The following is a 25,491-nucleotide window of genomic DNA, read 5'->3' as shown; positions in this document are numbered from 1 at the left end:
AAACTACTCACCGAATATGAATTTCGACTCCCATTGTTCTATTTATCTTAAAGGCACAAAATAAAGAAACAAGTAAATGAAACCACCTATTAGTAACGTAGGTTGAAATCCAAACTGTAAGGATAAAATGGATGCTAACAAAGAACCAATAACCGTCCAAAGTCCATTTATTCCCCATGCAAGTGGAACAATGTCTTTATTCATTCGCCCTAAAAGAAATGGAAAAGGCATTCCCATAAAAAAACTAAGTGGAAAAAGAATAAGGATGATTAAAACAACTCGGTATGTTAAAGGGAAATGGATATCTCCCATGTAATAAAGCGTTATTAACGAACTTACCACTAGGGTAGAAACAAACACCCAAATTAGTGGGTGAAACTTTTTAGCAGTACCATTATCCCACCGTTTATAACAAAAGCTACCTATTCCTCCAGCTGGGAGCAAAACACCTAGAACAATTGCAAACGACAATGTTGGATGCCCCAAAGGTAAAATAAGTTGTTGTATAAGTGTTACTTCTATCATAATAAAGCCTATACCAATTCCCGCCATATAAATATAAGTAGAAAAAGGTACTTCTTTTCTCTTCCACCACGTAAGTAAACCAATAAGAAGCAGAACGGAAAGAAGAGATAGAATTAACTCTTTTGGAATCCCCGAATCCTTGTAATAAAAAAATGGTCGTCCATCCCGATTTGCTTCCAAATCCAGATCTAAAAGCGTTAGGTAATCCTTTAAAGCGGAGTACCTATCCAATTCATTTGGAATATGAACCGGATTTTGAGCCGTCTCTAACACTTGTTTGTGCAGTTTTTGACTGTCTTCTTTGTCAAAAGGAGTCTTTTGCACCAAAACAAGGGGACGAGACAGTTTGTTCCCTCCAACAGGATAACCAAACACATGATTTGTTCCTACTATAGCTATCCTTTGAGCAATATCTTGTTTGTCTAAGCCTTGTTTACTAAAAGCCTGTCCCAGTGAATGAATGATTTTAGCCAATTCTGCTTCATCATGCAATAGAAAGGCTAACTTGCCATTTGGAGATAATATATCCAAGTAATCTAAAATTGCTTCCTGAGTATAGATATAATTTTCTGACAACCCCATACCTAGCCCGTTTTCGGCTTTTTTTGTCACTAGGGAAAGGTATATCAAATCATACTGGGATGTAGTTTCTCTAGCATAATTTCTACCGTCAGCAACAATCGGTTTTACTCCTGGTAGATTTAATACATCCCCTGAAAAGGCAGATAATTTATTTAACAAGGTAAAACTACTTTCATTGATATCAACTGCCTCAACTTTCTCATAACCGGCCATTTTGGCTGATAGGATATCTTGCCCGCCCCCTGCACCAATAATTAAAGCTTTTCCCCTTTCCTTGCCTGAAAATGCTAAATAACTCGTTTGTTGTTTCAAATAATCAACTTCTGTAAAATCTCCATTAAATTTTGAGATGGATGATACCGCTCCCCCATCAATCGTTATGTACAAGAAGTCGTTATCTTCAGCGTCGTAAATATCTGTTCTAGATAATGCATCCCAAGATGAAGCGATGATTTCTGCCTTTTCGTTGGAAAATGAGGTATAAGGACTTGTCTTATATACTTGAAAGCGATCAGTCGTCCAAATCGGATTAAACAAATTTATTGCCAATAAAAAAATGATGACGCTACATGTGAATAGTACTACCTTCTGTTTTTGAATAATAATAATTGGTAGCTGTGTAACGATAACTAAAAGGGAGATAACAGCGATTGTCCGGAAGGGGTCCGTTACGTCCATCAACCATAAGGTAACCACTACGCCAAATCCTGCACCAATTAGATCCACAAAGTAAAGTTTCCCTGGATGCTTTTGCCACGTTTGAAAATAATTAGCTAATAACCCTCCACCTATGATAAATGGTATGGTAAGTAGGAGAAAATAAACGACGACATTTGTATAACTCATTAAATAAACCATTGTCACTAATCCAAGCATAAGGCAGGGAAATAGAACAATAATGGTTTGACGATAGTTTGTGAGAAACCACTCACGTTTATGGGCAATGTATCCTCCGACACCGAGTCCCAAAGTAACCATAGATACAACAATAAAAACATAATTGTAATCAAGTAACACAGAAAAAAAACGCGATAAAAAGATCTCGTAAACAATGATAAACATAGATAACTCCCATACGGAGATCAAATCCAACATGGAGCTTTTTTTTATACGATTCATATTAGTTCATTCCTTCTATACATTGCGTATTAACTAATTCTTTACTTCCAAAAGTAAATATAAACCTAAAATAAGCTTAAAATTAAAGAGTATAAAACAGTTTTAATGTTGAATGATATTAATCGTAACCATTTTTATTAATAGGAGCTGAATCTAGAATGGAACAAGTTAAAGGTCATGCAATGGAATTATGTTTTGAGGCAGCAAGATTATGTGAGAAAACATATGCAGTTGCTTTGGACATGAAAGACACGAAGTTAATTCGTTATTTAAGAGATTGTGCGGATTTATGCTATACTTGCGGCGAATTCTGTGCACGTGATAGTGAGTTTATGGGGGCTCTTAGTAAAGCATGCGCTGATACTTGTGTCGCCTGTGCAGATCTTTGCGATACAGTTGACAAAGAAGTTGCAAAAGAGTGTGCAAAAGCTTGCCGCGATTGCGCTGATGCTTGCCAAAAAGTATCTTAACCTAAACAGCAGTTAACAACTTTTTGAACATAAAAGACCCATATTTTTTGGGTCTTTTATGGTTATTGTTCTAAAGGAGAAAGAAATTAGGGTTATTTGTAACGCAAACCCATTGATAGCATTAACTTAACAAACACACTACTTCTTGTATCTCCTCTAAAACACCTTCACGAATTCTACTTGAACATAAATTTTATCCACTATTTCTTTTTTTACATCATAGAATTTGCCGAAATAATTTATGATTAACTCTTCAAAAAACGATTTACAGACTTTTTAGTTACGAATAAATCAATTCCTATAATTTTTCAGCAATAAATTGGCAATACTAGCACTAAATCAATAATTAAAGGAGGTAAATTTGTGTTTAGAAAAAAAGCAGGCGATGCCATGATGGATTTGTTAATAGACTGGGGCGTTAATCACGTATATGGGATGCCAGGGGATTCTATCAATACTTTAATTGAGTCCATACGTAAAAAGAAAGATAAACTTAATTTTGTTCAAGTAAGACATGAAGAAGCCGGAGCGTTAGCAGCTGCTTCTTATGCAAAACTAACAGGTAAACTTGGTGTTTGTATGGGTATTGCTGGTCCAGGCGCCATCCATTTGTTAAACGGCCTTTATGATGCAAAACTCGACAAGGCACCCGTATTAGCCATCGCTGGACAAGTCGAAACAGATTTAATGGGATCCGATTTCTTCCAGGAAGTAGACCTAGCTAACCTTTTTAAAGATGTGGCCGTTTATAGCCAAACAGTGATGTCTGCTGAACAGCTACCTACCGTTGTAAACCAAGCTATTAGAGCAGCTTATGATAAAAAAGGAGTATCTGTTCTTATTATCCCTGACGATATTCCGAAATTTGAAATTGAGCGAGGTGTCCGAAAAACAAGCTCTTTCTTTGTTCAATCGGATAACCTTCCACAACAAAAGGATATACAAAAAGCTGAGGAAGTTTTAAATAATGCAGAAAAACCAATTATTTTAGCGGGTAAAGGAGCCAGGGGTGCACGTGAATCTTTGATTGCATTTTCTGAAAAATTAAAGGCGCCGATTGTACTGACTTTACCTGGTAAGGGAATAGTCCCAGATGAACATTCTCATTGTTTAGGCGGGCTAGGTTTACTTGGAACTAGACCTGCAACTTTTGCCATGGAAGAAGCTGATACGTTAATAATGGTTGGCACTTCTTTTCCGTTTACCGGATTTCTGCCTGATGAAGCACAAACAATTCATATTGACAAAGATCCTTCCCAAATCGGAAAACGTTATCCTGTCGATGTTGGTTTAGCCGGTGATTCTGGTCTAACAATAAACAAGTTAACCGAATTAATAAAAACTCCCAATGATGGAGGGTTCCTTCAAAAATACCAAGGTCAAATGAAAGATTGGTGGAACAGATTAGTAGAGGAAGAAATCGATGATTCCGTTCCAATTAAACCACAACGTGTGATTAGGGCTCTTCAACAAGTAGCAGATGATGATGCGATTCTTTCTGTAGATGTTGGTAATGTAACGGTGTGGATGGCACGTCATTTCAAAATGACCAATCAAAAATTTGTTATTTCAAGTTGGCTTGCAACGTTAGGTTGCGGGTTACCGGGGGCTATCGCAGGACGAATTGCTTATCCTGACAAGCAAGTATTTGCCGTTTGTGGAGATGGTGGGTTTCAAATGATGATGAATGATTTTGTTACAGCCGTAAAATATGAACTTCCGTTTGTCGTTATCGTTTTTAATAACCATAAGATTGCCATGATTAAATTTGAGCAAGAAGTGATGGGAAATGCAGAATTCGGTACTAATTTACAAAATCCGGATTTTGCTCGCTATGCAGACATTTGTGGAGGTGTTGGATATAGAATCGAGCAACCCGATGATATAGTACCAACACTTGAAAAGGCGCTTGCTCAAAAGAAGCCGTGTATTGTCGATGTTGTTGTCGATGCAAATGAAGCACCGCTACCTGCAAAGGTTACATTTGCACAAGCAACAGGCTATGCCCGTCATATGGCGAAAGAATTATTTCAAGAAGGAACCATTCATAAGCCACCATTTTAGAGGATGGATAAGATCCTACAAATAAAGACATTTTCATCATTAAATGGAGACAATAAGAAATATCCTGAAAGAATATTTGCTAGCCATAATTATTTACACCGAAGCAAGAGGAAAAGGATACCAAGACGGTATCCTTTTTAACATTCACTTCTTCACATATTCCCCATCATTTTCATCTATATAACCAAGCTTTTTAAGTTCTCTGATTTTACTTCTTACTTTAAACAAGGGTAAATTCAATTTAAATGATAGTTCACTGTCAGTCATAGATCTTGGTTCTAAGACGCTTAAGAATAATTCAATTTCTTCATTTGAAATGGAATCTCCTTGAGTACATGGCATCTTTTAGATCACCCCTTACTTTAGGGCCTTTTTAGATAAGTACCAGTCGGTTACTTCCACTTCTTCATCATTCACACGTTCTTCAGCCAATTGTTGGGTAGCTGGAGGCGGAACAACAACTTTGTCTCCTGGATTCCAATCTGCTGGTAATGACACTTTATGTTCATCTGCCGTTTGTAGAGCTGTTACTAAACGTAAAATTTCATCCATGTTTCGACCTACATTTAATGGATAATAGATAATACCACGAATTACTTGCTTATCATCAATGACAAACACGGCTCGGTTTGTTTCCGTAGAGCTTTCATTTGGATGAATCATGCCGTATTTCATTGCCACATCTCTAGTCAAATCAGCTATTACAGGGAACTCAATCTTGACACCTGATTTTTCTTGAATATTACGAACCCAAGCAATATGGGCTGGCAAACTATCTACACTAAGTCCAAGTAATTCCGTATTTAATTTTCTTAGCTGCGGATATATGTTTTGAAATGCCACAAATTCTGTGGTACAAACTGGTGTAAAATCTGCTGGATGAGAAAATAGTACTAACCAATTTCCAGTGTAATCTTCTAGTTTAATACTTCCATGTGTTGTATTAGCCTCAAATTGCGGTGCATCGTCTCCAATTCTTGGTAGGCTATTTACATTTGTTACATTTTCACTTTCCATAACTATCATCTCCCTATTATTAACTTCATAGCTAGTATAAATTATAAATTTGAAGAAAATGTGTAGTTTAATATTTAAATGAATTCCACATATCATGCAGATGCTTTCAAATTGTAAAACATGAACAATCCAATTGATTCAAAGGATTTAATATTAGAAGCCTTCATGTATGTAAATCTCCTAAACTAATTGTTCTCCCCCTCGCGAGCAAAGCTAATAGGCATAATGCTGATTCGGCACCTTTCGCTATAGGGAGAAATGGCATTAATTTTACCAATGACCCATTAACTGGTATTAAATGCAATAAGTACTTGTAAAAATATGTTCTGACTTAAAGAATATTTCCATTTGTACGGTTCATATAGTGAAATATACTGGACAAGTCAGAAAGGGGGAATAAAGTTGCAACCAGCACTATATTTTATCCTTTTGGTTATTTTTATACTTTCATTTATTGTCATTACAAAAACTGTTTACAACAGAAAAAGCATCCCTTGTATGACTGGTATGATGATTGCCATGACAATGGGTATGAGTGTCGGTTTAACTCTTGGAGTAATTTTTGGGATTATGTTTTCGGGTAATCTATTTATGTCAACAATTCTAGGAATGATTGTTGGTATGGTAATTGGGTTTTTATCCGGTATCCCTGTTAGTTTAATGGCAGTATTAGACGGATTTCTTTCTGGAATTATGGGGGGATTGATGGGAGCCATGCTTGGGGAAATGATAACGCCAGAATATCATGATGCAATGATTAAGATAATATTTGTTATATTTTTTGCAACTCTTTTAATCCTTCTACACATGATTCAAAATCATGTCAAAACAAACGTAGAGTCTGTTGTCAATCATCCGTTCCTACTAGTAATTTTATTTGGGTTAGTATTTATAATATTTAATCAATTAGGCGCAGTCTTTTAACTAGATTTTAATAAGGGATCCTATCTATGAATGAACATATATACTAAATAGGTGGGACAGAGTCCAAAAAGGAAAATAGAAGCATAGAAGCAGGGTAATACGGTAGTTGACTAACTACCGTATTTAATTAGATTTAGAGTGTAAAAACCTTAAATGGTCTACATATCAACCTCCGACTAAAAGGGTATCCCTTTACTTTCAAGTTCAACCAAGGCTTTAAAAAGCATCATTCTACTGCACTACTTGGAAGTTCATCAATTTGCGCATCCTTCGCCCTTTCTAACCTTGCCCATTTAAAGAATACATATGCAATCGCGGCGCCGTAAGAAAACTCTTGGACGACCTTCATAATAATTCCTCCTAGTTGTTGATCGCCTAGTGGTGTAAGCCATGTAAACACTTGTGGTGCTTCAAGTATAGAAGGGTATATCACATCACCCGCAAAGATAATTAAGGCGCAGGCCGGTGTTATCAACATCCCATTTGCAAACATATAACCAATTTTCTTTAGATAGGACATTTCGTTAATTTGATCTTCTGGTGCCAATACTTGAATCCACATTAAGAAAGCAGATGTATTTAAGACAATATGTAAAATCTCTAGTAGAATAAATTGTTCTAAAAAGAATTCATAGATTGGTGGTATATGATAAAAAGACCAAAGTGCATTAAATAATAATAGACTGAGCAAGGGAGATTTTAAAATTCGTAAGAACCTTGGTTTAAAAAGTCTTTCATCCAAAAATTGAAAAAATTCACGTGGCATACCTAATAAAATGAGAGGCGGCATGACGATGTACATAAACGATTGTTGGAGCATATGTGCACTTAATATAAGATTATTAGATAAGATAGCTATTGGACCGGCTAAAGAAACATAGATGGTTAATAAGCCTAAAAGAAAAGATAACTTTTTCCTAAATTTACGCTCTCCTAAACTTCTATTTGATATTTTTCGCATAGTCCAAAGGTAAACTATGTATATCAACATTAATAATAAAAGTAAAAGTGGATTCAATATCTCAAACCAAGTGTAGTGTTGAAACAGATTTCCATCTCCATTTCCTCTTACTTCTGGGTCATGAGCATATGTTTGAAGCGGTAAAAAGGCAAAAAAGAACAGTGTTAGACCCAGTATTCCAAATCGTTTTTTTGATTTCATATTTGTAACCCCTCGTTTATTGATTTCTTAATAAAATACCATTTGTCATCACAAGTCCGGTACTCATTTGCAATACCGGAAAATAAGATGTATATCCTATCCCTAAGCTGTGATTGATTGATGAAATGTAAGTTTCCCATCTTTTCCATATTACCGAACAGACAATAAGTGTTTTATACCTATTTCTACATCCCCCTTTAAACACTAATTAAGCATAGTATAATTATCAAATATGGAGAAACTTTGAGGAAACACAAAAACTATTATTAGTTATATGACAAGTTGCTAATGATCTAGCCCATTTTTAGAATCAAACTTATTTATGTTGCTTTTCATTTAAACACTTAATAGACAAAAAAATCCCATTAAAATAGGAGTCCACATTTAAAATAGATAAATTTGATTGTTTTAATAGTTGTAACGTGTTGCGGTTTAAGTGGCACCCATCACAAGCTTTTTTCCACAATGGAGTTAATACATCCTGTGTTTTTCCTAAGAATGCTCGATCTATTCTTACATGCTCAAAGAGTAAAATTTTTGCATTAGGTTTACTAACCCGTTGAATTTCTTGAAGAGCCTTAATCGGTTCTGGAATGGTACAAAAAACAAGTGTTGCTACTACTGAATCAAATGTATTATCGGCAAATGGAAGTTTTTCCGCCTTGACCAAATAGGTTTGAATGGGGATGCGTGATCCTTTTATCCATTTAAGTGCTCGTTCCTTCATCAAAGGGTTCGGTTCGATTGCATCTATTTGTGTTGCATTCTTATAGTGAGGAAAGTTCACCCCTGTACCTGAACCAATTTCTAATACCCTTCCTACGGCTTGACTTACAAGCGTTTTCCGTATTTTCTTAAATTTAGTTTGTTCGATTGGTCTCATTGCCATATCGTACATTAACGGAAACCATTTTCCCATTTTTCATTCACCTCTGGAAGATCGATATAGATTAAAATAAGGCCCCAAATGGAGACCTTATTAATAAAAATTAGTTACTTATCTTCTTTGTCACCATAGGATTCCATAAAGTCACCGCAGGCATTCATCATCTCTTGACCTTCAGGTGAATTCATTGCTTCCATCATTTGGGACATGTTTCCATTTTCCATCATGTTCATCATTCCGTTTCCATTGCCATTCATCATGTTACCCATTCCATTGTTATCTGGTTCTTGGGCAAATGCTGTTGTTCCTACTACTAGTAGAGCGGCAAAAGCAAACGATAATGCAAATGGTACTTTTTTAAGTTTCATGTCTTAGTCTCCTTTCTACTCATTATTACTAGGACAACTTTAGTATAGACAATAAATTTGTTGAATTTGTGAGGATGAATGAAATTTTTAATCCTTACCTCTTAAAACAGCCTTTTTTGCTTCAAATTCTTGATCATCAATTTCCCCACGTGCAAATCTTTCTCTAAGAATTTTTAATGGTGAATCTTCTTTTTTATCAAATGATTTTGATATTAATAAGACTACTCCGTATATTAGGAATCCTAACACAATAATCCATACTATCATGTTAAGAATCATACTTCCGCCCATCATAGACATCATATTACCACCTCCATTCATTTTAACTTTGTTCACTTCCATTAAAATTTGTATCATTCATTCTCTTTCTCTTTTGATTTACATCATTTGTCCTTACGGTTCTTTAGAATTATAAAATATATAATCCCCGTGATTAATATTGGTAATCCCATCCATAAGCAAAGTTGCAGAAACGTTTTTAAATAGGACTCTATTGATTCAGTTCCCCACATCGTTGTGCCAGAAACAGTGAGACACATTAATCCCATTGCAATCAGAAGTGCGACTATCAACCATTCTATCTTTTTCATATTGCCTCCTTACTGAGCTACAGGGAAACTTAATAGAAATCTCGTTCCTTTCCCCTCTTGGCTATTCACTGAAATAGTCCCATTTTGCAGTTCAACCAAATTCTTTACTATGGCCAGTCCTAAACCTGTTCCCCCAAGTTCTCTAGAACGAGACTTTTCAACACGATGGAAACGTTCAAAAACAAGTGGAAGATCATTTTCAGGAATTCCAATACCAGTGTCCTCAATGATTACATGAACTTTGTTATCTACATTCCATACTTTAACACTAACAAATCCTTTTTCTGTATATCGAACTGCATTCCCCAGTAAGTTCGTGAAAATTTGTCCTAATCGAATTCCATCAGCCTCAATATAAGGAACGCGCTCATCAATTTGGCTTCTCAACGTTAAGCCTTTCTTTTCTAATTCTATTTTGACTTTAAAAAGGGCACTTTCTAACACTTCTATAAGGTCGATAGAAGACATCTGAAGGTCGATTTTACCTTCTTCCATTTTGGATAAATCAAACAAATCATTGATTAATCTGACCATCCGCTCGGTTTCATCTTCAATAATAGACAAATATTGAAGCCTTTCTTCTTCTGTTTGGTAAAGACCTTGTTTTAACACTTGAGCATATCCTTGTAAGTACGATATAGGCGTACGTAATTCGTGCGATATATTTGCAAAAAACTCTCTTCGGTTGGACCTGTATCTATTTGTTTCTAGTGCAAGATCATTAATTGCTTTACCTAATGATCCTACCTCATCGTCTGAAGGAATGTCTACCCGTATGTCTAAATTCCCCTTTGCAATTTGCCGAGTTGCTTTTTCCATTTCTATGAGGGGATCTGACATTTTTTTAGACAGTAAGAATGTGAAGCCAAGTGCTAAGAATAACGCACCAACTACAGACAATATTAGCAAATCCCTGATTTTATCCACAGGTTCTTGGACATCATTTATGGTTGCCAAGACAAAAAAGGCTCCCTTGAATGTATCAGATTGGATAATAGGGTAACCTGATCCAAGGTAGCTAACCTCTGCTTTAGCATCACGAAATTTTTTTTGTACAGGTTGCCCTTTTGATAATAGACCTATATCTTTATTAGACAAATTCGTTATTTGTACGCCGGATTCTGCTACGACCTTTCCATCCGCATCTATAATATAAATTTCCTTATTAGTCAACTCAGCCAGTGTCTTAAACATAGTTAAAAATTTCTCATTTTCCATAGATGTAATGGTAAGAGCATACTTTTGAGATAGTTCCTCTACCTCTTCTTGAACTTGACTATAATAAAAGTTAGTAAAAATTTGATTCGCAACATAACCTAGAGGTAACAACACGACTAAAAACAAGACCATTATGGTTCCACCTAATTTTAGAACAATTTTATTCATATCATGTTTGGTCCTCTATTGTATTAAATTTATATCCTACACCCCACACCGTTTTGATTGGATTATAGGATAGTCCAACTTTCCGAAGTTTTTCTCGGATATTTTTTACATGTGTATCAATTGCTCGCAAATCGCGAAATTCATTAGAGTGCCAAATCTTATCCAATAATATCTCACGGGTAAATACCCTTTTGGATTGACTCGCTACAGAATAAAGAATATCAAATTCTTTTGGAGTTAATTCAACTGGAGTTTCATTAACTTTGACTTCTCTACTTTCACCATCGATTGATAAATCTCCAAAATACATTATAGTCTCATTGGTTTCCTCTTTTTCTACATTGTGCCGGCGAAGCAAGGCATTGACACGAGCAACTAATTCCTCTGGAGCAAATGGTTTTATTAGGTAATCATCGGCACCAAGATTCAAACCATGAACTCGATCCTTAATATCATTTCGAGCAGTTAACATCAGGATAGGTATTTGTTTCGTCTTACGAATGGTTGAACAAACTTCCCATCCATCAATGTCTGGTAACATGATGTCTAAAACCATTAAATCATAAAAGGTTTGTTGAGCCATTTGTATAGATTCATTACCATCCGTAGCTTCATCGACCTGGAAATTCTCCTTAGATAAATAAATCTTAATTAAGTTTCTCATGTTCCATTCATCATCGACAACTAGAATTTTTCTTTTCATATACAACCCTCATTTTTTGATTGCAATCATCATTTTAGCTCTAAAATTTGTATAATTTGTGAGGTTTCTTATTATTATCTATTTGTTTTTCTAAACTATCACAATTATACACAAAGAACTCATTGTACTTCCTGTAGAATAGAGAAGGGGCTGTCCTAAAAGTCAGTTAAACTAATTTCTAGGACAGCCCCTCTTTAATCTTCCATATTCCTCAAATAACTAACAATAGCACTTATTTCATTTTGAGTTAGCTGCCTAACCCCACCGGTGCCTTTTAAAGATGGTCCCATCGCTGTGTTGGATCTTCCATATGCAATAGTATCCCATAAAAATTCATCCGATACTTGTTCGAGAAACGCTTTATTCACTACTGAGGGTCCTACTCCTTTTCCGTGACAAGAAAGACAGTTACTTTTGTATAGTTCACGTCCAAGTTTTGGATCACCTGTGATTTGTTCTGGTGTTTCCATATCAACGTTTCGTTTATGCCAAGACCTCATATACGATACAACATCTCCTATTTGTTCCTCAGTTAAATTTTCTCCGTAGTTAACATGAAAGGAAGGCATTTTAGTCCCCTCGCGTCCTTCTGAAATGACCTCCATCAACAATTTGTCTGATGCTAACGTTAAAAATTCCTGATTGTTTAGGGTAGTGGCAGTATTCATTTTCCTGCCCTGTCCATTTTCGCCATGACATTGCATACAGCTTTGATTGTAAATCTCTTCCCCGCGTTCTACGGAAGAATGAACAAAGGGATCCGTGATAAATTCATTGAACACAATTAGTAATATAAACAATAAAGTTACAACAAAAAGAATAGTGGTGATCTTTTTGTTAAACATATTTGCACCTCTTTACTACATCGTTTTTTCTGGCATTGGAGTCTTGGTTGACGGACCATAACTCCCAAATTTATCATCAATGTAAGTCCTAATATCGTATAATGAGTTGCCTTCTTCATATAAAGCAATAGACTCTCTTGCAATAGAGTTGCAAATGTCACAATTCAACCCCATTTTATCCCATGTTACATTTTTCCCATTGTGTTCTTTTATAAAACAATTATAATTACTTTTGTGGCCTTGATTAACACATCCACAAAAACAGGGCATGTACTGTAATACATCCGTATATTCATAGCTTAAAGCATAGTTTTCTTGAACGAGAGAAGGACGATCCGTTACGAATGATGGTAGTTCAATTTCAACTTCCTTTGCCTTGCTTGAAAGCATAGAAACCGTTTCATCTGACGGTCCATTGATAACAGATTCCTCCGATTTTTCCTTATCACTGCACCCTACAAGGGTAATAAAAGCTATTGTAATGACTAAAAAGAAGATCTTTTTCATTATGGTTCCTCCCATTTTTTATTAAATACCTATAATAATTCCAATATAACTTAATTTAGAAACCAGTAAAGCCATTAAAAAAATTACTTGCTAGGAAAGAAGTTAATTTTGTCATCCAGTCGAAAAATAAGAAAACCCCCATTACGATCATGGTAACTCCACCAATTTTCATTATTAATCGATTTTTCTTTTTTATCCATTTCATTTTGCCTATGAAAAATGACATCAAAAAAAATGGTATAGAAAACCCAAGTACATAGGCAATCATATATATCAATGCTTGATCAGGATTCGAAACACCTAAAGCAATCACTCCTGCTAGAATAGGACCTGTACACGGTGTCCATCCTGCGGCAAAAGCAAAGCCAATGACACTTGAACCAAAATAACCACTTGGTCGATCTTTAAATGTCATCCTTTTTTCTTTCATCATAAAAGATGGTTTGAAAACACCTAATATGACTAAACCCAACAGAACTATTAATATGGCCCCCAACTGTCGTATTAGGTCTCCATAAGAGACAAAAAACTGCCCCAATAATGATGTAGAAAAGCCTAGTGCAATAAAAATGACCGAGAATCCAATCAGAAAAAAGGTTGTATGCAATAATGCACGTTTTCGTAGCAATCCTTTACCATTTTGTAATTCATCAACAGACATACCTGTAATATAAGACAAAAATGCCGGATATAAAGGTAGACAACAAGGTGATATGAAGGACAACAATCCGGCGGCAAAGGCCAATATTAAATTTACATCTTCCATTCTTATCCCTCAATTATTATTATTATTTTCACAACTAAAATTAACTTTTACAATATTCATTCCAATTCCCTTTTGAAATTACCAATACGTTACTGTATCAAGAATACCAAGGATAATCAATAGGCAGCCAGCTAATCGTTGTACTACTATCCCAAACTTTCTACCTTTCTTCATTAATGTTCCACCCAACTCAAAATACCAAATTAGGAAAACAGCAAGTAGTAAAGGTATCGATGTACCCAACCCAAAGATAGATGGTAAAATTGGGCCATAAGATGTGGATAGAACAACAGGCATTAACGTCATAAAAAATAGAATGAACATGGTAGGACAAAAGGCTAATGTGAAACTAACCCCCATTAAAAAGCTTCCTAATTTACTATCTTTCAAGTACAGTTCGGGAATTTTGCCAATATTAATAGTCCAGCGCATCTTTAGAAAACCAGCCATGAATATTCCTATTAAAATTAACATTGGACCAATTGCTTTCCTAATTAAAGGGATCACCAATGTTAAATTCCCCTGAAATTCCTTGCCTAAAATCCATACGATAAGTCCAAGTCCTGAAAAAACCACAATCTTTCCCAGTATAAATAGAAATATATGTAACCACGGGATTTTTTGTTGCATTGAACGGTTTCCATATATCGTTATTGCCCCTATATTCCCCGTAAACTGACAAGGGGCAAGAGCGCCAACAAGACCAAGTATAAAAGCTGATAAATGTGGAATCCCTTCCCATTGATTAGCTAAAGTAAAAAACGGATCACTTAGAAAATTACTTATGTCACTAAAAACCTGATACATATGATTCCTCCAACAAAAAATCACTTTACAGAAAACCGTTTGTATTTTTACATAACTGCATAACAATGAATCTATTTTTTCTTAACAATTTTATCATTTAATTGTGTAGAATCTGTGAGGATTTGTTGATGACTATTTAATGATAAAAAATAGATTTGATACAACTCCTCTCGATTTCAGGAATAACTTCATTGATAATAAAAAATTATTTTCATAATTATTATTTGTTCCTCTTCAACCAGCAAGTAATAATGACCGTTTTAGCCATAACCATATTTCCGCTCATTTGTGCGGTACAAGATTTTTCTATTGTTCGCCTTTCGAATTCGTATAAATTTTTCATCATGAGGATGTTCAATACTAGGAAGGTGAGACCTATATAAACACACCAAAAATTACGGGTAGATTGCTGCTTATATCAATAACCAGTATTAAGGTATTTACATACCTTATTATAGAAGCTCCACAATATAAAAAATGTATTCTATAGATTTGATTCAGTCATTTATTTGTTTTATAAATAGATTGTAGGTCCTTGCTGAAGTAATTAAAACATCCCATCCAAAAACAGATTATAATCACCCTGCCAATACTAAAAGGAGGTTGATGATTATGACAAATCATGAAGAAAGTAATACAAAAGAATTAAAATTAAGCACTAACGAATGGGTAGACGCTTTGCAAAGGGTAGAGGAATTAAAATATCTTCTTCTGGAAGTCCAGAGTGGAGAATTTTTATTTTGGTTAGATGGTGATTGGCTTTATAGAAAAGATACGAGGGATTTGCCAAACATGCTCCCCTCTTATCATTTGCTTCTTACTAAGGATAGACTAGGAAAGATAAATGAAAAAAGTGTTGCGAACGTCATCTTTAATATTCTAAAATTGTTGGGTTACTATAATAAGTATATTACACACGAGTATAATAAAAGAAGTAGTTTCGAGGTGTATCTAAGGACGAAGAAGAACGTCGATATAACTTCTATTCTAAATAACAGCGTCTATGAAAGTTTTTATCACTCATACAGTTTTGACGTTAAAAATAGTACCGTTGAATATTCTTACATTTTTGAATGGAATGAAACTGGAGAAGATATTCGTTTTATTTTTAATAAGTTAAAGTGTGGATATACTGGCTTTTATGCTCTGACAAACTTTCTTTTGAAAGAGTCATCAAGTATTTATGACTATGAAACATTCACACAATTTTGTAAAGAGATGAGGAATTTCCAAAGTCATTTTTATAATACACTTCAGAAGGTAATCCGAAGGGAGAACTATATACTTCCATGATAGAAGTAGAATTACTAAACCCCCAAAATAGACACAACAGATCTAGTTCTAATGGAAATTATTATGAAATAAATCCAGCGATTAAGATTGGGGATATTATTAACTACTTTGAATTGGACACTAAAGTAATCGATCAAAAACAATTGGAAAAGTGTATTGATATATCTTATTTACTTGATTTTTTTGCATGTTATCAAATCTTAGGTAATATCACTGTACCAGACGTAGAGGCTGTCATTGTTGAAACAATGGAAGATAGACTTCAAGAGCCCTTCTCAATAAGGAAAGATAAATGTTCATACGATAACAATTATAACTTTAAGGTTAAAGATAAAAATAATCAAATAGAATTTTTGGTGGAATGGAATTGTCTAGAGGGATGTTACAGAATTAGAAAAGATTTACTTCCATACGAATATTTTCGTTCACCATATTTGTTAGTTGATTTTATATTATTTCAAATCCCAACCACTGATACTATCATTTTTGATAACGAAATTAAACCTCTAATATCAGATTTATTAAGGACAATTAAAAAATCATCAAAATACAATATGGGTTTGGATTTTTTCATTAAAAGAATAAATGGAGTCGATACACCTAAAGATATGTATGTTGATGATTTACCTTTTTAAATAATATTTAACAAGTCACCCCTTACCAAGCTATGGGGTGACTTGTTATTACTTTGAGTCATCATTACATTCATAGTTTTTTTAGAATCTGGCCTTACTTTTCGTTCGTTTTCTATTTAACTTTAAAATCAAATACGTTATTAAAGATAACAATGGTAATTCAATTAATGGCCCAATAATTAGTACTAATGCAATTAGTGGTTCATGCGGAAAAGCTGTCATAGCAATAGCCAATGCAATTGGAGAATTTCTCGCCAATTTCGTTAAGTTTAAACTTGCTGTGTTAGCCATATCAAACTTAAATAATCGGCCTATAATCCTCCCAATTATAAAATTAATGATAAAGAACCCAAGTATTGGTACCAGTAATTGTAGTAATAAATCCTAGTTATTTATTAATAATTTTCCTTGTGAAGCAAACATTGCTACGATAGCCATGCATAAGAATACAACTGGTCTGGTAATGAACTAATTTTTTCTAGTAGTTTCTCTTCCCTTGATTTCTTCTTTAAAAGATAAGATCTTGTTATATGAGCTGCAGTGAAAGGAAGTATCAATACAAATAAGACACTCTCCACAACAACGGAAAAATCAACGACACCTAAAGTGCCTGAAAACAAGTAAAGGTATAATGGTAACAATAATAATTGTAAAATTAAATTTAGCGGTAGTACACTTGTTGATAATGCAACATTTCTTTTTGCAAAACCAGTAAAGATAATATACCTATCCGTACATGGTGTAACCATCAGCATGATAAAACCAAGCCATAATGCTGGATTATCTGCTAAAAATGTTGCTGCAAGCATCCATGCCAATAATGGTGTAAGAATAAAATTCATGCCTAAACTTATCAATGTGAATTTTCGATTTGAAAAAGAACGTTTAATATCTTTCACTGGTATTTGTAAAAAGGTTAAATATGGCATGATAATTAATAACGGGAGGATAATCTTATCAGCGAATATTTCAATTCCATCTACTTGTCCAATGATTAATCCAATCAAAACGGATGAGATAATTAAAACCGTATATAATTTCTCAAACAAACCCAAAGTTATCACCTTACTTATTCTTGAACTACCTACTTATTCTTCTAAATATGCTTCACTAAATATTCTGCGTCATACCCGACACCTTGTAAGAGTGCAGAACCTCGTCTATATTCCAAGGTAAACCTAAAAAATATAAACCTTCTATATTTGTAATACCTCTATTATGAACAGGCTTCCCTTTCTCGTCCAATACGCCTAATATATCTGACCAAGAATTATCAGATTCGAATCCTCTAGCCCATAATATGTTATGTACATCAAGAAACGTGTTGTCTTTGAATATAATCTTATTTTTCTTACCATCAATTGATCTAATTTTAATGGCAACATCACCATTTCGAATAGTGTACTTCAATTCAAGACCAAAGATTGGGTCTCCTCTTTTTTGAATTAGTTTACCATAAAAAGAGAAATAGGTGGGATATAAGTGAATTGGATTATGAAGAAGGCCTGTATCATTATAATCTTCCTCATTTTTATATCACTTTATTAAACGATAGAACAGCATTTTCAGGATAATTAGTAACATTTTAGATAAAACTAATAAGACCTCAATACTCTCGCTAAAATAAGCAAGAAAGGAATCTAATAATGGACAACTGGGAATCAATCATACCTTTTTTAATCATTATACCTATTGCAATTTGGACAAAACAAGTTTTGCCGGGACTAACACTTGGTCTCTTAGTAGCTTCCTACATTGTGGAACCTTCACTTCTTGGTGGAATTGAAAAGATGACATCGTACCTAATTGGCAGCCTTGCCAAAGAACCCAAATTACAGGTAATTGGATTTTTGTATATATTCACTGGCATTGTAAATATGATTAGTATGACCGGTGGAATCAAAGGGTTTATTGAAATAACATCTAAAAAAATTAAAACAAAAAAGCAGGCAATATTTTTGATTTGGATCACTTTACTAGGAACATTTATTTCCCCTAATTTACGTATTGTTACCATTGCACCTATTATGAAGGAATTGCAAGAAAAACTAAACATTACGAAGGAAAGAGTTTGCTTTGTCATTGAAGCTAGTTCATTACCCGTAATTGCTTTAATACCTATTGCCACTGCATTTATTGGATATATGACATCTACCATTGAGATGTCTTTGGGTGGTTCTGAAAATAGTCCATACTCCTATTTTTTGAAAAGTATTCCCTTTAACTTTTTATCTTTAAGTGTTATTGCATTAGCCGTTATATACAGTATTTTTGGACATCCCAAACTGTTTAATGGAAATAAAGACATTAACGAATCGAAAGTAAACCTAGAAAAGTTACCAAAAAACACGGACACACAAAAAAACTCTGAAACACAGAAAGAACCCAAGCCAATCAACTTATTTATTCCCTTAGCATCAGCTCTTGGGCTTTCCATATTCTTATCTTGGTGGGACGGATATCAGAAAACCTCAGATATTCTTAAAGCCTTTATTGCCGCAGACGTGTCTAGGTATATGTTAATAGCGATTATCATTACTTTATTCATTACGTTTATTCAGTTTCTAATTGAAAAATACCCACTGAAAAAGTTAGTTAAAGCATTTTTTGAAGGCGGTAATAAATTAATGCCAGCTTTCTTTCTTTTTGCACTGGTATGGGGATTATCTTTAGCAACAAAAGATCTTGGTTTATCACAGTTTATTACAAGCACCTTGGGAACTATACCTAGTCTATGGATTCCACCAATTACCTTTGTTTTAGGCTCAGTTTTAGCATACTTTATTGGTTCTTCATGGGGATCATGGGGTTTACTAATGCCAATTGGTGTATCACTTGCAGAGAGTTCTGATATATCCTTAGCCTTAATGATTGGAATAATTTTTGCTTGCGGTACACTTGGAGGACTCACTTCACCGTTAAGTGGCACAACGGTAACTATATCAAAAATAATGGATCTGGAGATAATGGCCTATTCCAAATATAAAATAAAACATACACTAATACCGTTTATTCTTTCTGTTGCTTTATATGTAGCTTCTTCATTTATTTTTTAATTATAAAATAAGCATATCGAGTTTTGATAAATATAATCTTTTCACGATATGCTTTTTAGTTTTAATTGGAATCATTTGTTAAACTAATGCTTAAAAACCAGTAAATCCACCGAAAAGGTAGTTTGTTAAAAATGATATAATTTTCGTCATCCAGTCAAAGTATAGTACAATTCCCATTACAATCATTATATAGCCACCTATTTTCATAATACGTTGACTATATTTGTTAATCCATTTGATTTTCCCTATAAAAAAGCTTAGTAAGAGAAAAGGGACTGAAAACCCTAAAACGTACCACAACATATAAAAAAGTCCTTCACTTGGGTTTGTCATTCCCAATGCAATTACAGCCGCCAAAATGGGACCTGTACACGGCGTCCAACCAGCCGCAAATCCCATTCCAATAATTGTAGTTCCAAAATAACCAGATGGTTTTCTTTTAAACCTTATCTTCTTATCCACCAGTAAAAAGTCAAATTTTAATAAACCTGTAATTACAAGTCCAAAAAACAAGATTAAAATTGCTCCTATTTGCCTTAGAAGTTCTTTATTTTCAATAAAAAATGAACCAATGAAAGAACCCGATAATCCTAAAACTAAAAATATAATAGAAAAGCCGACTAAAAAGAAAACAGAGTGTAAAATGGCTACTTTCTGCATACCTTTCTTATTTTTTAAATCTTCAACTGACATTCCTGTTATGTAAGACAAAAAAGCAGGATATATCGGCAATGTACACGGTGATAGAAATGACAATAACCCTGCACCGAAAGCAAAGAAAACATTTAAATCTTGCATAAGATTGCACCCTTTCGAAACTATGGTTTAATTAAATCCATATATTCTATTGCACTTTGTTGATTCATACTACCCGTAATTATTTTTAGTACTTTTCCATTCTTGTCTATTAAATAAGTGGCAGGAATAGGGCCAATTCCATACTGTTCTGTTACTGCACCTTTTCTATCCATGAGTATTGGAAATGTTAATTCAAACCTATCTACAAAACTTTGGACTACTAAATCAGATTCCTCTATATTAACTGCCAAAATTTCAACACCCTGTTGTTTAAAAACTTTATATGCATTTTCCATATAAGGCATTTCTGTTTCGCACGGTTTACACCACGTACCCCAGAAATTTAAAAATACTCCTTTTCCTCGATAATCCTTTAATTGAACACGTTCACCTTGAAGTGTTTCCAAAGAGAAATTAGGAGCATAGTCACCAACCAATACTGGAGAGTTGTCCTTAATTTGGCTTGAATAAATTGCGTATCCCACGGCGGCTAGCATTAATAACATTAAAAATGCTCTAAAGTATTTTCTTATTCTTCTTTTTCTTATTCTTTCTTTACTCAACTATATTCACCTCTTGAATTATTACTGAAGGGTACACTATGTATTTAAATGTGATAAAGGATAAAGCTGTTCAATCTCCAACTGAACAGCTTTACTAATCACCCTTTAACCTTTAAAAGTCGTAGGGCATTTAATAATACGATGATAGCAGCCCCTGTATCGCTCAGTACTGCCATCCAAAGTGTAAGCCAACCCGGAAATATAAGAACCAATGCTATAAATTTCACAATTAAGGAAAACCAAATATTAAACAGTATCTAACATACAGTTAAACCGTCTTTTTTTCAATAACTTTTCCAATATTGCACCTTTTCCTCACAAATTCGTCACTAATAAATGAAAATTTTGTGACAAAACATGAATTATCTTGTTGTTGATAATATTTGCTAGTATCATAAATCGCATTAGGAATCTGTGACAAAAATCACACTATTAAAAATTGGAAAGGGGCCTACCTATGAAATTAAAATTCATATTTATAATTTTTTTGATCGGTATTATTGGGTTGTTAAGTGGTTGTGAACCATTAACTGTCTTGGACCCTAAAGGACCTCAAGCAAAAACTATTTCCGATGTCATTATGATATCTATTTGGACAATGTTGTTTGTCGTCGTCGTAGTTTTCGTACTTTTAATAGTAATGCTTACAAAATACCGTGCGTCAAAACAAAGTAAAGATTATGATCCCCCACACATTGAAGGGAGTAAGATTGTTGAAACAATTTGTGTAGGGATTCCGATTTTAATTGTCATTTTCCTTTCGGTAGTAACTGTTAAGAGTACATATGAAGTAGAAGCTGTACCTCAAGGATACGAGAATCAGGAACCATTAGTTATTTATGCTGCATCTTCCAACTGGAAGTGGCATTTTAGTTATCCAGAGGAAAATATCGAAACAGTTAACTATTTGTTTATTCCAACAAACCGACCAATTCAGTTCAAAATTTATGCCTATGGACCAATGTCTAGTTTCTGGATCCCACAGCTTGCAGGGCAGAAGTACGGGATGGAAGCTATGGTTAATACGTTAAATTTGGTGGCTACTTACCCTGGAGAATTTATGGGTCGAAATGCAATGTTCACTGGTGAAGGTTTCGCTAAACAAACGTTTAATGTAAATTCGCTTTCCCAAGATGAATACGAAACATGGGTCGAAGAAATTAAAGCAACGGCTGAACCTCTTACAGAAGAAAAATTTGATGAGTTGCTAAAACCTGGACACCTTGGACAGTTAACCTTCACTGGTACACATTTAGGGTTTTCACCACCTCCAACTGGACATCACGGGGATAACATGTCTGAAGAGCAATCTGAAGAAAAAATGGAGCAAATGAGTCCATTGCCAAAAACAGAACAATAGTTATTAATTGTTTTCGAGTTTTATAACGATAGTTTCATATAAGCAATTTATTCCGAAAGGAGTCAAGAGAATGGATTTCTTTGACAGATTTGCCGTACCAAATCCTACAATTACGATTTACGCATCGATGGTTGCCATAACTCTTACTATTATGGCGGTACTTGTAGGCTTAACCTATTTTAAAAAATGGGGATATTTATGGAGTGAGTGGCTAACAACAGTTGACCATAAACGGATTGGTATTATGTATTTACTTTCTGCATTATTAATGCTATTCCGTGGTGGTGTTGATGCACTTATGATGCGTGCTCAAACCGCCGTCCCAGAAAACACCCTATTAAATGCTCAAGAATATAACGAGGTTTTTTCAACCCATGGCGTCGTAATGATTATCTTTATGGCGATGGCATTTATTATGGCCTTAATGAACTTCGTTGTCCCATTACAAATTGGAGCAAGAGATGTGGCATTTCCACGTTTAAATGCTCTAAGTTTCTGGTTATATTTTATGGGGGCGATGTTATTTAACATCTCGTTCGTTATTGGTGGTTCTCCTGATTCAGGATGGTCTTCTTATTTTCCTCTTGCAGCGAATGAGTTCAGTCCATCAGTGGGAACGAATTACTATATGTTAGCGATACAAATAGCTGGTCTTGGTTCCTTAATTACCGGTATTAACTTTGTCGTTACCATACTTAAAATGAGAGCACCTGGCATGAAATTAATGAAAATGCCAATGTTCACATGGTCAGCGTTAATTACCAACATGATTATCGTGTTTGCGTTCCCTGTGTTAACAGTAGCACTTGCAATGGGAACAATGGATCGCCTGTTCGGAACACATTTTTTTGCAACAACTAATGGCGGAATGGATATGCTTTGGGTGAACTTTTTTTGGATTTGGGGGCACCCTGAAGTGTATATACTGATTTTACCGGCATTTGGTATTTATAGTGAAATTATTCCAACATTTGCACGACGTAACCTATATGGCTATAAATCAATGGTGGTCTCTATTGTATCTATTTCTGTGCTCTCATTTCTAGTATGGGTTCACCATTTCTATACAATGGGACAGGGAGCACTAGTAAACAGTATCTATTCGATAGCAACAATGGCAATTGCAGTCCCAACAGGGGTGAAGATATTCAACTGGTTACTCACGCTGTGGAAAGGTAAAATCTCAATGACCACTCCAATGCTTTATTCTATAGGTTTCATTCCTATTTTCACCGTTGGTGGGGTGACAGGGGTTATGCTTGCAATGGCAAGTGCTGACTATCAATATACTAATACGATGTTCTTGGTAGCACACTTCCACTTAGTAATCATTCCTGGCGTTGTATTCGCTATGATTGCTGGTCTCTTTTACTGGTGGCCGAAAATGTTTGGATTTATGTTGAACGAAAAACTTGGAAAATCGTCATTCTGGTTTATCGCAATTGGCGTTTGTCTTGCATTCTTCCCGATGTTCATCTCTGGTTTAGATGGTCAAGCACGACGGATGTACACGTACTCTGAAGAAACTGGCTTTGGTATTTGGAATATGCTTTCCTTTATCGGAGCATTAATGTTAGCAGTAGGTTTCATATTAATCGTATACAACATCTACTACAGCACTCGTTATGCAACAAGAGATATCGGTTCAGATCCATGGGATGCACGTTCACTAGAATGGGCTACGCATAGTCCTGTCCCAGAATATAACTTTGCGATTATACCAGAAGTTAATTCATCACAAGCTTTCTGGGATTCTAAGAAAAACGGACATCAATTATTTAAAGGTAAATACAAAGAAATTCATATGCCAAATAACAGTGGTGTGCCATTTATCATGTGTTGTTTCTTCTTCCTATTAGGATTTGCTTTTGTTTTCAGCATGTGGATTGTTGCGATTATTGCAGCAGTCGGAATTTTTGCTTGCATGGCTCATCGATCCTTTGAGAAAGATCACGGACGACACATATCCGTTGAGGAGATCAAGAAGACAGAAAAAAAATTAGGGGGTGCTAAGAAATGAAAATAGATCATTCACAACCTCTTGAATATAGTACGGAACAAAACAATCTTAATATACTAGGCTTTTGGATTTTCTTAGGAGCTGAAATCGCGCTCTTTGCCACACTGTTTGCAACCTATTTCTTATTGCTTAATGGTACTGGCACTGGTCCGTCAGATAGTGAAGTATTTGTAATTGATACACTGATCACTCAAACACTATTACTTTTAACCAGTAGTTTTACCATTGGATTAGCAATTCATGCAATGAGGCTAGGAAGAAAGAAAGCAACGATTAACTTCTTTCTTATCACACTAGTTCTTGGACTCGGCTTTCTAGGAGTAGAAATCTATGAATTTACGCAATACGTACATGAAGGTCTTACTCTTCAAACAAGTGGATTCTCAGCTGCTCTATTTATTCTTTTAGGGACACATGGTGCACACGTTGCTTTTGGTTTGTTCTGGGGGGCGTTTATCATCATACAACTTAAAAAGGATGGTTTGACTCCTGAAACAGCTAATAAATCTTTTATATTTTCACTTTACTGGCATTTCCTAGACGTAATTTGGATCTTTATCTTCAGTTTTGTCTATCTGAAAGGAATGATGTAGTATGAGAGAATTATTTCCAGCTAAGCAAGTAACTGGCTATGTTTTTTCTTTACTTCTTACCATGGTTGCACTTTCGGTTTATTTCCTAGACATGTCATTTGAAATAGGTATAACTATTTTACTCGTCACAGCGTTCACTCAAGCAGGACTTCAGCTAGTCGTATTTATGCATGCTGGTGAATCTAGTGATAAAAAATCAATCTATACGAATGCATTATACGGGGTTTTCATAGCACTAGTAATTATCTTCGGATCCTTACTAACATTAATTTGGGTTTACTAGTATATATGTAGTGTGTGTATAGTGTTGGACATGCATCACTAACTTTTTTAAATATTAAATAAATTTACCTCAGCCCAAATTCTAATGAATTTGGGCTGAGGTAACTTAAGTGAATACTTTACACTTGTATATACACCCCCTGTGTTAGCATGGTTGTCATAAGGTTCCA

26 protein-coding genes and 1 pseudogene are annotated in these 25,491 nt (G+C 34.7%); 10 read left to right on the top strand and 17 right to left on the bottom strand.

What is annotated here, in order from left to right; all coding sequences use genetic code 11:
* Nucleotides 1-42: 42 nt before the first annotated feature.
* Entirely contained in the window at nucleotides 43-2,202 is a 2,160-nt protein-coding gene (locus ACI6MV_RS12470; protein WP_407270634.1) for a spermidine synthase family protein, read from the bottom strand.
* Between the two features lie 182 nt (nucleotides 2,203-2,384).
* Here ACI6MV_RS12470 and ACI6MV_RS12465 point away from each other — a divergent pair, with 182 nt between their 5' ends.
* Nucleotides 2,385-2,696 (top strand): four-helix bundle copper-binding protein, encoded by a 312-nt coding sequence (locus ACI6MV_RS12465; protein WP_407270633.1) that lies wholly within the window; start codon nucleotides 2,385-2,387, stop codon nucleotides 2,694-2,696.
* 363 nt (nucleotides 2,697-3,059) lie between these two features.
* On the top strand, nucleotides 3,060-4,760 hold the full coding sequence (locus ACI6MV_RS12460; RefSeq protein ID WP_407270632.1) for a pyruvate oxidase: 1,701 nt from the start codon (nucleotides 3,060-3,062) through the stop codon (nucleotides 4,758-4,760).
* 144 nt (nucleotides 4,761-4,904) lie between these two features.
* On the opposite strand, the gene ACI6MV_RS12455 is transcribed toward ACI6MV_RS12460, so the two are convergent.
* Both ACI6MV_RS12455 and ACI6MV_RS12450 read right to left on the bottom strand, forming a co-directional pair.
* The gene (locus ACI6MV_RS12455; RefSeq protein WP_407270631.1) at nucleotides 4,905-5,102 is read right to left on the bottom strand and encodes a hypothetical protein; all 198 of its coding nucleotides are present in this window, start codon (nucleotides 5,100-5,102) and stop codon (nucleotides 4,905-4,907) included.
* A 15-nt stretch (nucleotides 5,103-5,117) separates the two neighbouring features.
* On the bottom strand, nucleotides 5,118-5,777 hold the full coding sequence (locus ACI6MV_RS12450) for a peroxiredoxin (protein WP_407270630.1): 660 nt from the start codon (nucleotides 5,775-5,777) through the stop codon (nucleotides 5,118-5,120).
* Nucleotides 5,778-6,179: 402 nt separating this feature from the next.
* Between ACI6MV_RS12450 and ACI6MV_RS12445 the strand changes: the two genes are divergently transcribed.
* Nucleotides 6,180-6,701, top strand: a complete 522-nt coding sequence (locus ACI6MV_RS12445; RefSeq protein ID WP_407270629.1) for a hypothetical protein — start codon at nucleotides 6,180-6,182, stop codon at nucleotides 6,699-6,701.
* Nucleotides 6,702-6,927: 226 nt separating this feature from the next.
* Here the strand turns inward: ACI6MV_RS12445 and ACI6MV_RS12440 are convergent, their stop codons facing one another.
* From ACI6MV_RS12440 to ACI6MV_RS12395, 10 genes are all read right to left on the bottom strand, one after another.
* Nucleotides 6,928-7,863: a cytochrome c oxidase assembly protein gene (locus ACI6MV_RS12440; RefSeq protein WP_407270628.1), complete on the bottom strand. Its 936-nt coding sequence runs from the start codon at nucleotides 7,861-7,863 to the stop codon at nucleotides 6,928-6,930.
* A gap of 316 nt (nucleotides 7,864-8,179) precedes the next feature.
* Entirely contained in the window at nucleotides 8,180-8,782 is a 603-nt protein-coding gene (locus tag ACI6MV_RS12435) for a class I SAM-dependent methyltransferase (RefSeq protein ID WP_407270627.1), read from the bottom strand.
* 74 nt (nucleotides 8,783-8,856) lie between these two features.
* The gene (locus ACI6MV_RS12430) at nucleotides 8,857-9,117 is read right to left on the bottom strand and encodes a hypothetical protein (RefSeq protein WP_407270626.1); all 261 of its coding nucleotides are present in this window, start codon (nucleotides 9,115-9,117) and stop codon (nucleotides 8,857-8,859) included.
* 87 nt (nucleotides 9,118-9,204) lie between these two features.
* Nucleotides 9,205-9,474 carry an SHOCT domain-containing protein gene (locus tag ACI6MV_RS12425; protein ID WP_407270625.1) on the bottom strand — a complete coding sequence of 90 codons (270 nt, stop codon included), beginning with the start codon at nucleotides 9,472-9,474 and terminating at the stop codon, nucleotides 9,205-9,207.
* Nucleotides 9,475-9,716: 242 nt separating this feature from the next.
* Entirely contained in the window at nucleotides 9,717-11,093 is a 1,377-nt protein-coding gene (locus ACI6MV_RS12420) for an ATP-binding protein (RefSeq protein ID WP_407270624.1), read from the bottom strand.
* A gap of 1 nt (nucleotide 11,094) precedes the next feature.
* Nucleotides 11,095-11,796, bottom strand: a complete 702-nt coding sequence (locus tag ACI6MV_RS12415; RefSeq protein ID WP_407270623.1) for a response regulator transcription factor — start codon at nucleotides 11,794-11,796, stop codon at nucleotides 11,095-11,097.
* A gap of 194 nt (nucleotides 11,797-11,990) precedes the next feature.
* Nucleotides 11,991-12,641: a c-type cytochrome gene (locus tag ACI6MV_RS12410; RefSeq protein WP_407270622.1), complete on the bottom strand. Its 651-nt coding sequence runs from the start codon at nucleotides 12,639-12,641 to the stop codon at nucleotides 11,991-11,993.
* A gap of 15 nt (nucleotides 12,642-12,656) precedes the next feature.
* A complete protein-coding gene (locus ACI6MV_RS12405; protein WP_407270621.1) occupies nucleotides 12,657-13,148 on the bottom strand; it encodes a PCYCGC motif-containing (lipo)protein in 492 nt (163 codons plus the stop codon).
* A 55-nt stretch (nucleotides 13,149-13,203) separates the two neighbouring features.
* Nucleotides 13,204-13,914, bottom strand: a complete 711-nt coding sequence (locus ACI6MV_RS12400) for a cytochrome c biogenesis protein CcdA (RefSeq protein ID WP_407270620.1) — start codon at nucleotides 13,912-13,914, stop codon at nucleotides 13,204-13,206.
* Nucleotides 13,915-13,992: 78 nt separating this feature from the next.
* Entirely contained in the window at nucleotides 13,993-14,721 is a 729-nt protein-coding gene (locus ACI6MV_RS12395; RefSeq protein ID WP_407270619.1) for an urease accessory protein UreH domain-containing protein, read from the bottom strand.
* Nucleotides 14,722-15,333: 612 nt separating this feature from the next.
* On the opposite strand from ACI6MV_RS12395, the gene ACI6MV_RS12390 reads away from it, so the two are divergent.
* Both ACI6MV_RS12390 and ACI6MV_RS12385 read left to right on the top strand, forming a co-directional pair.
* Entirely contained in the window at nucleotides 15,334-16,014 is a 681-nt protein-coding gene (locus ACI6MV_RS12390; protein WP_407270618.1) for a hypothetical protein, read from the top strand.
* Nucleotides 16,011-16,649, top strand: a complete 639-nt coding sequence (locus tag ACI6MV_RS12385) for a hypothetical protein (RefSeq protein ID WP_407270617.1) — start codon at nucleotides 16,011-16,013, stop codon at nucleotides 16,647-16,649. The genes ACI6MV_RS12390 and ACI6MV_RS12385 overlap by 4 nt, the downstream gene beginning before the upstream one ends.
* An 81-nt stretch (nucleotides 16,650-16,730) precedes the next feature.
* Here the strand turns inward: ACI6MV_RS12385 and ACI6MV_RS12380 are convergent.
* Together ACI6MV_RS12380 and ACI6MV_RS12375 are read right to left on the bottom strand one after the other, a co-directional pair.
* Nucleotides 16,731-17,704: pseudogene (locus tag ACI6MV_RS12380) on the bottom strand (arsenic resistance protein).
* Between the two features lie 55 nt (nucleotides 17,705-17,759).
* Nucleotides 17,760-18,059, bottom strand: coding sequence for a hypothetical protein (locus ACI6MV_RS12375; protein ID WP_407270616.1), 300 nt, complete (start codon nucleotides 18,057-18,059; stop codon nucleotides 17,760-17,762).
* Nucleotides 18,060-18,295: 236 nt separating this feature from the next.
* Between ACI6MV_RS12375 and ACI6MV_RS12370 the strand changes: the two genes are divergently transcribed.
* Nucleotides 18,296-19,705: a Na+/H+ antiporter NhaC family protein gene (locus tag ACI6MV_RS12370; RefSeq protein ID WP_407270615.1), complete on the top strand. Its 1,410-nt coding sequence runs from the start codon at nucleotides 18,296-18,298 to the stop codon at nucleotides 19,703-19,705.
* A 90-nt stretch (nucleotides 19,706-19,795) separates the two neighbouring features.
* On the opposite strand, the gene ACI6MV_RS12365 is transcribed toward ACI6MV_RS12370, so the two are convergent.
* Together ACI6MV_RS12365 and resA are read right to left on the bottom strand one after the other, a co-directional pair.
* On the bottom strand, nucleotides 19,796-20,503 hold the full coding sequence (locus ACI6MV_RS12365; RefSeq protein ID WP_407270614.1) for a cytochrome c biogenesis CcdA family protein: 708 nt from the start codon (nucleotides 20,501-20,503) through the stop codon (nucleotides 19,796-19,798).
* A 20-nt stretch (nucleotides 20,504-20,523) separates the two neighbouring features.
* Nucleotides 20,524-21,009: a thiol-disulfide oxidoreductase ResA gene (gene resA / locus ACI6MV_RS12360; protein WP_407270695.1), complete on the bottom strand. Its 486-nt coding sequence runs from the start codon at nucleotides 21,007-21,009 to the stop codon at nucleotides 20,524-20,526.
* 514 nt (nucleotides 21,010-21,523) lie between these two features.
* Here resA and qoxA point away from each other — a divergent pair.
* From qoxA to qoxD, 4 genes are all read left to right on the top strand, one after another.
* The gene (qoxA, locus tag ACI6MV_RS12355; RefSeq protein WP_407270613.1) at nucleotides 21,524-22,426 is read left to right on the top strand and encodes a cytochrome aa3 quinol oxidase subunit II; all 903 of its coding nucleotides are present in this window, start codon (nucleotides 21,524-21,526) and stop codon (nucleotides 22,424-22,426) included.
* 70 nt (nucleotides 22,427-22,496) lie between these two features.
* The gene (gene qoxB / locus ACI6MV_RS12350; RefSeq protein WP_407270612.1) at nucleotides 22,497-24,446 is read left to right on the top strand and encodes a cytochrome aa3 quinol oxidase subunit I; all 1,950 of its coding nucleotides are present in this window, start codon (nucleotides 22,497-22,499) and stop codon (nucleotides 24,444-24,446) included.
* Nucleotides 24,443-25,039 carry a cytochrome aa3 quinol oxidase subunit III gene (qoxC, locus tag ACI6MV_RS12345; protein ID WP_407270611.1) on the top strand — a complete coding sequence of 199 codons (597 nt, stop codon included), beginning with the start codon at nucleotides 24,443-24,445 and terminating at the stop codon, nucleotides 25,037-25,039. The genes qoxB and qoxC overlap by 4 nt, the downstream gene beginning before the upstream one ends.
* 1 nt (nucleotide 25,040) lies before the next feature.
* On the top strand, nucleotides 25,041-25,322 hold the full coding sequence (qoxD, locus tag ACI6MV_RS12340) for a cytochrome aa3 quinol oxidase subunit IV (protein ID WP_407270610.1): 282 nt from the start codon (nucleotides 25,041-25,043) through the stop codon (nucleotides 25,320-25,322).
* The last annotated feature ends 169 nt before the right edge of the window (nucleotides 25,323-25,491 follow it).

The organism is Radiobacillus sp. PE A8.2 (genome assembly GCF_045635475.1).
Lineage (GTDB): Bacteria > Bacillota > Bacilli > Bacillales > Amphibacillaceae > JBJGXI01.
The sequence above is the reverse complement of the archived record's forward strand: the minus strand, read 5'-3'. Positions and strand labels throughout refer to the sequence as shown.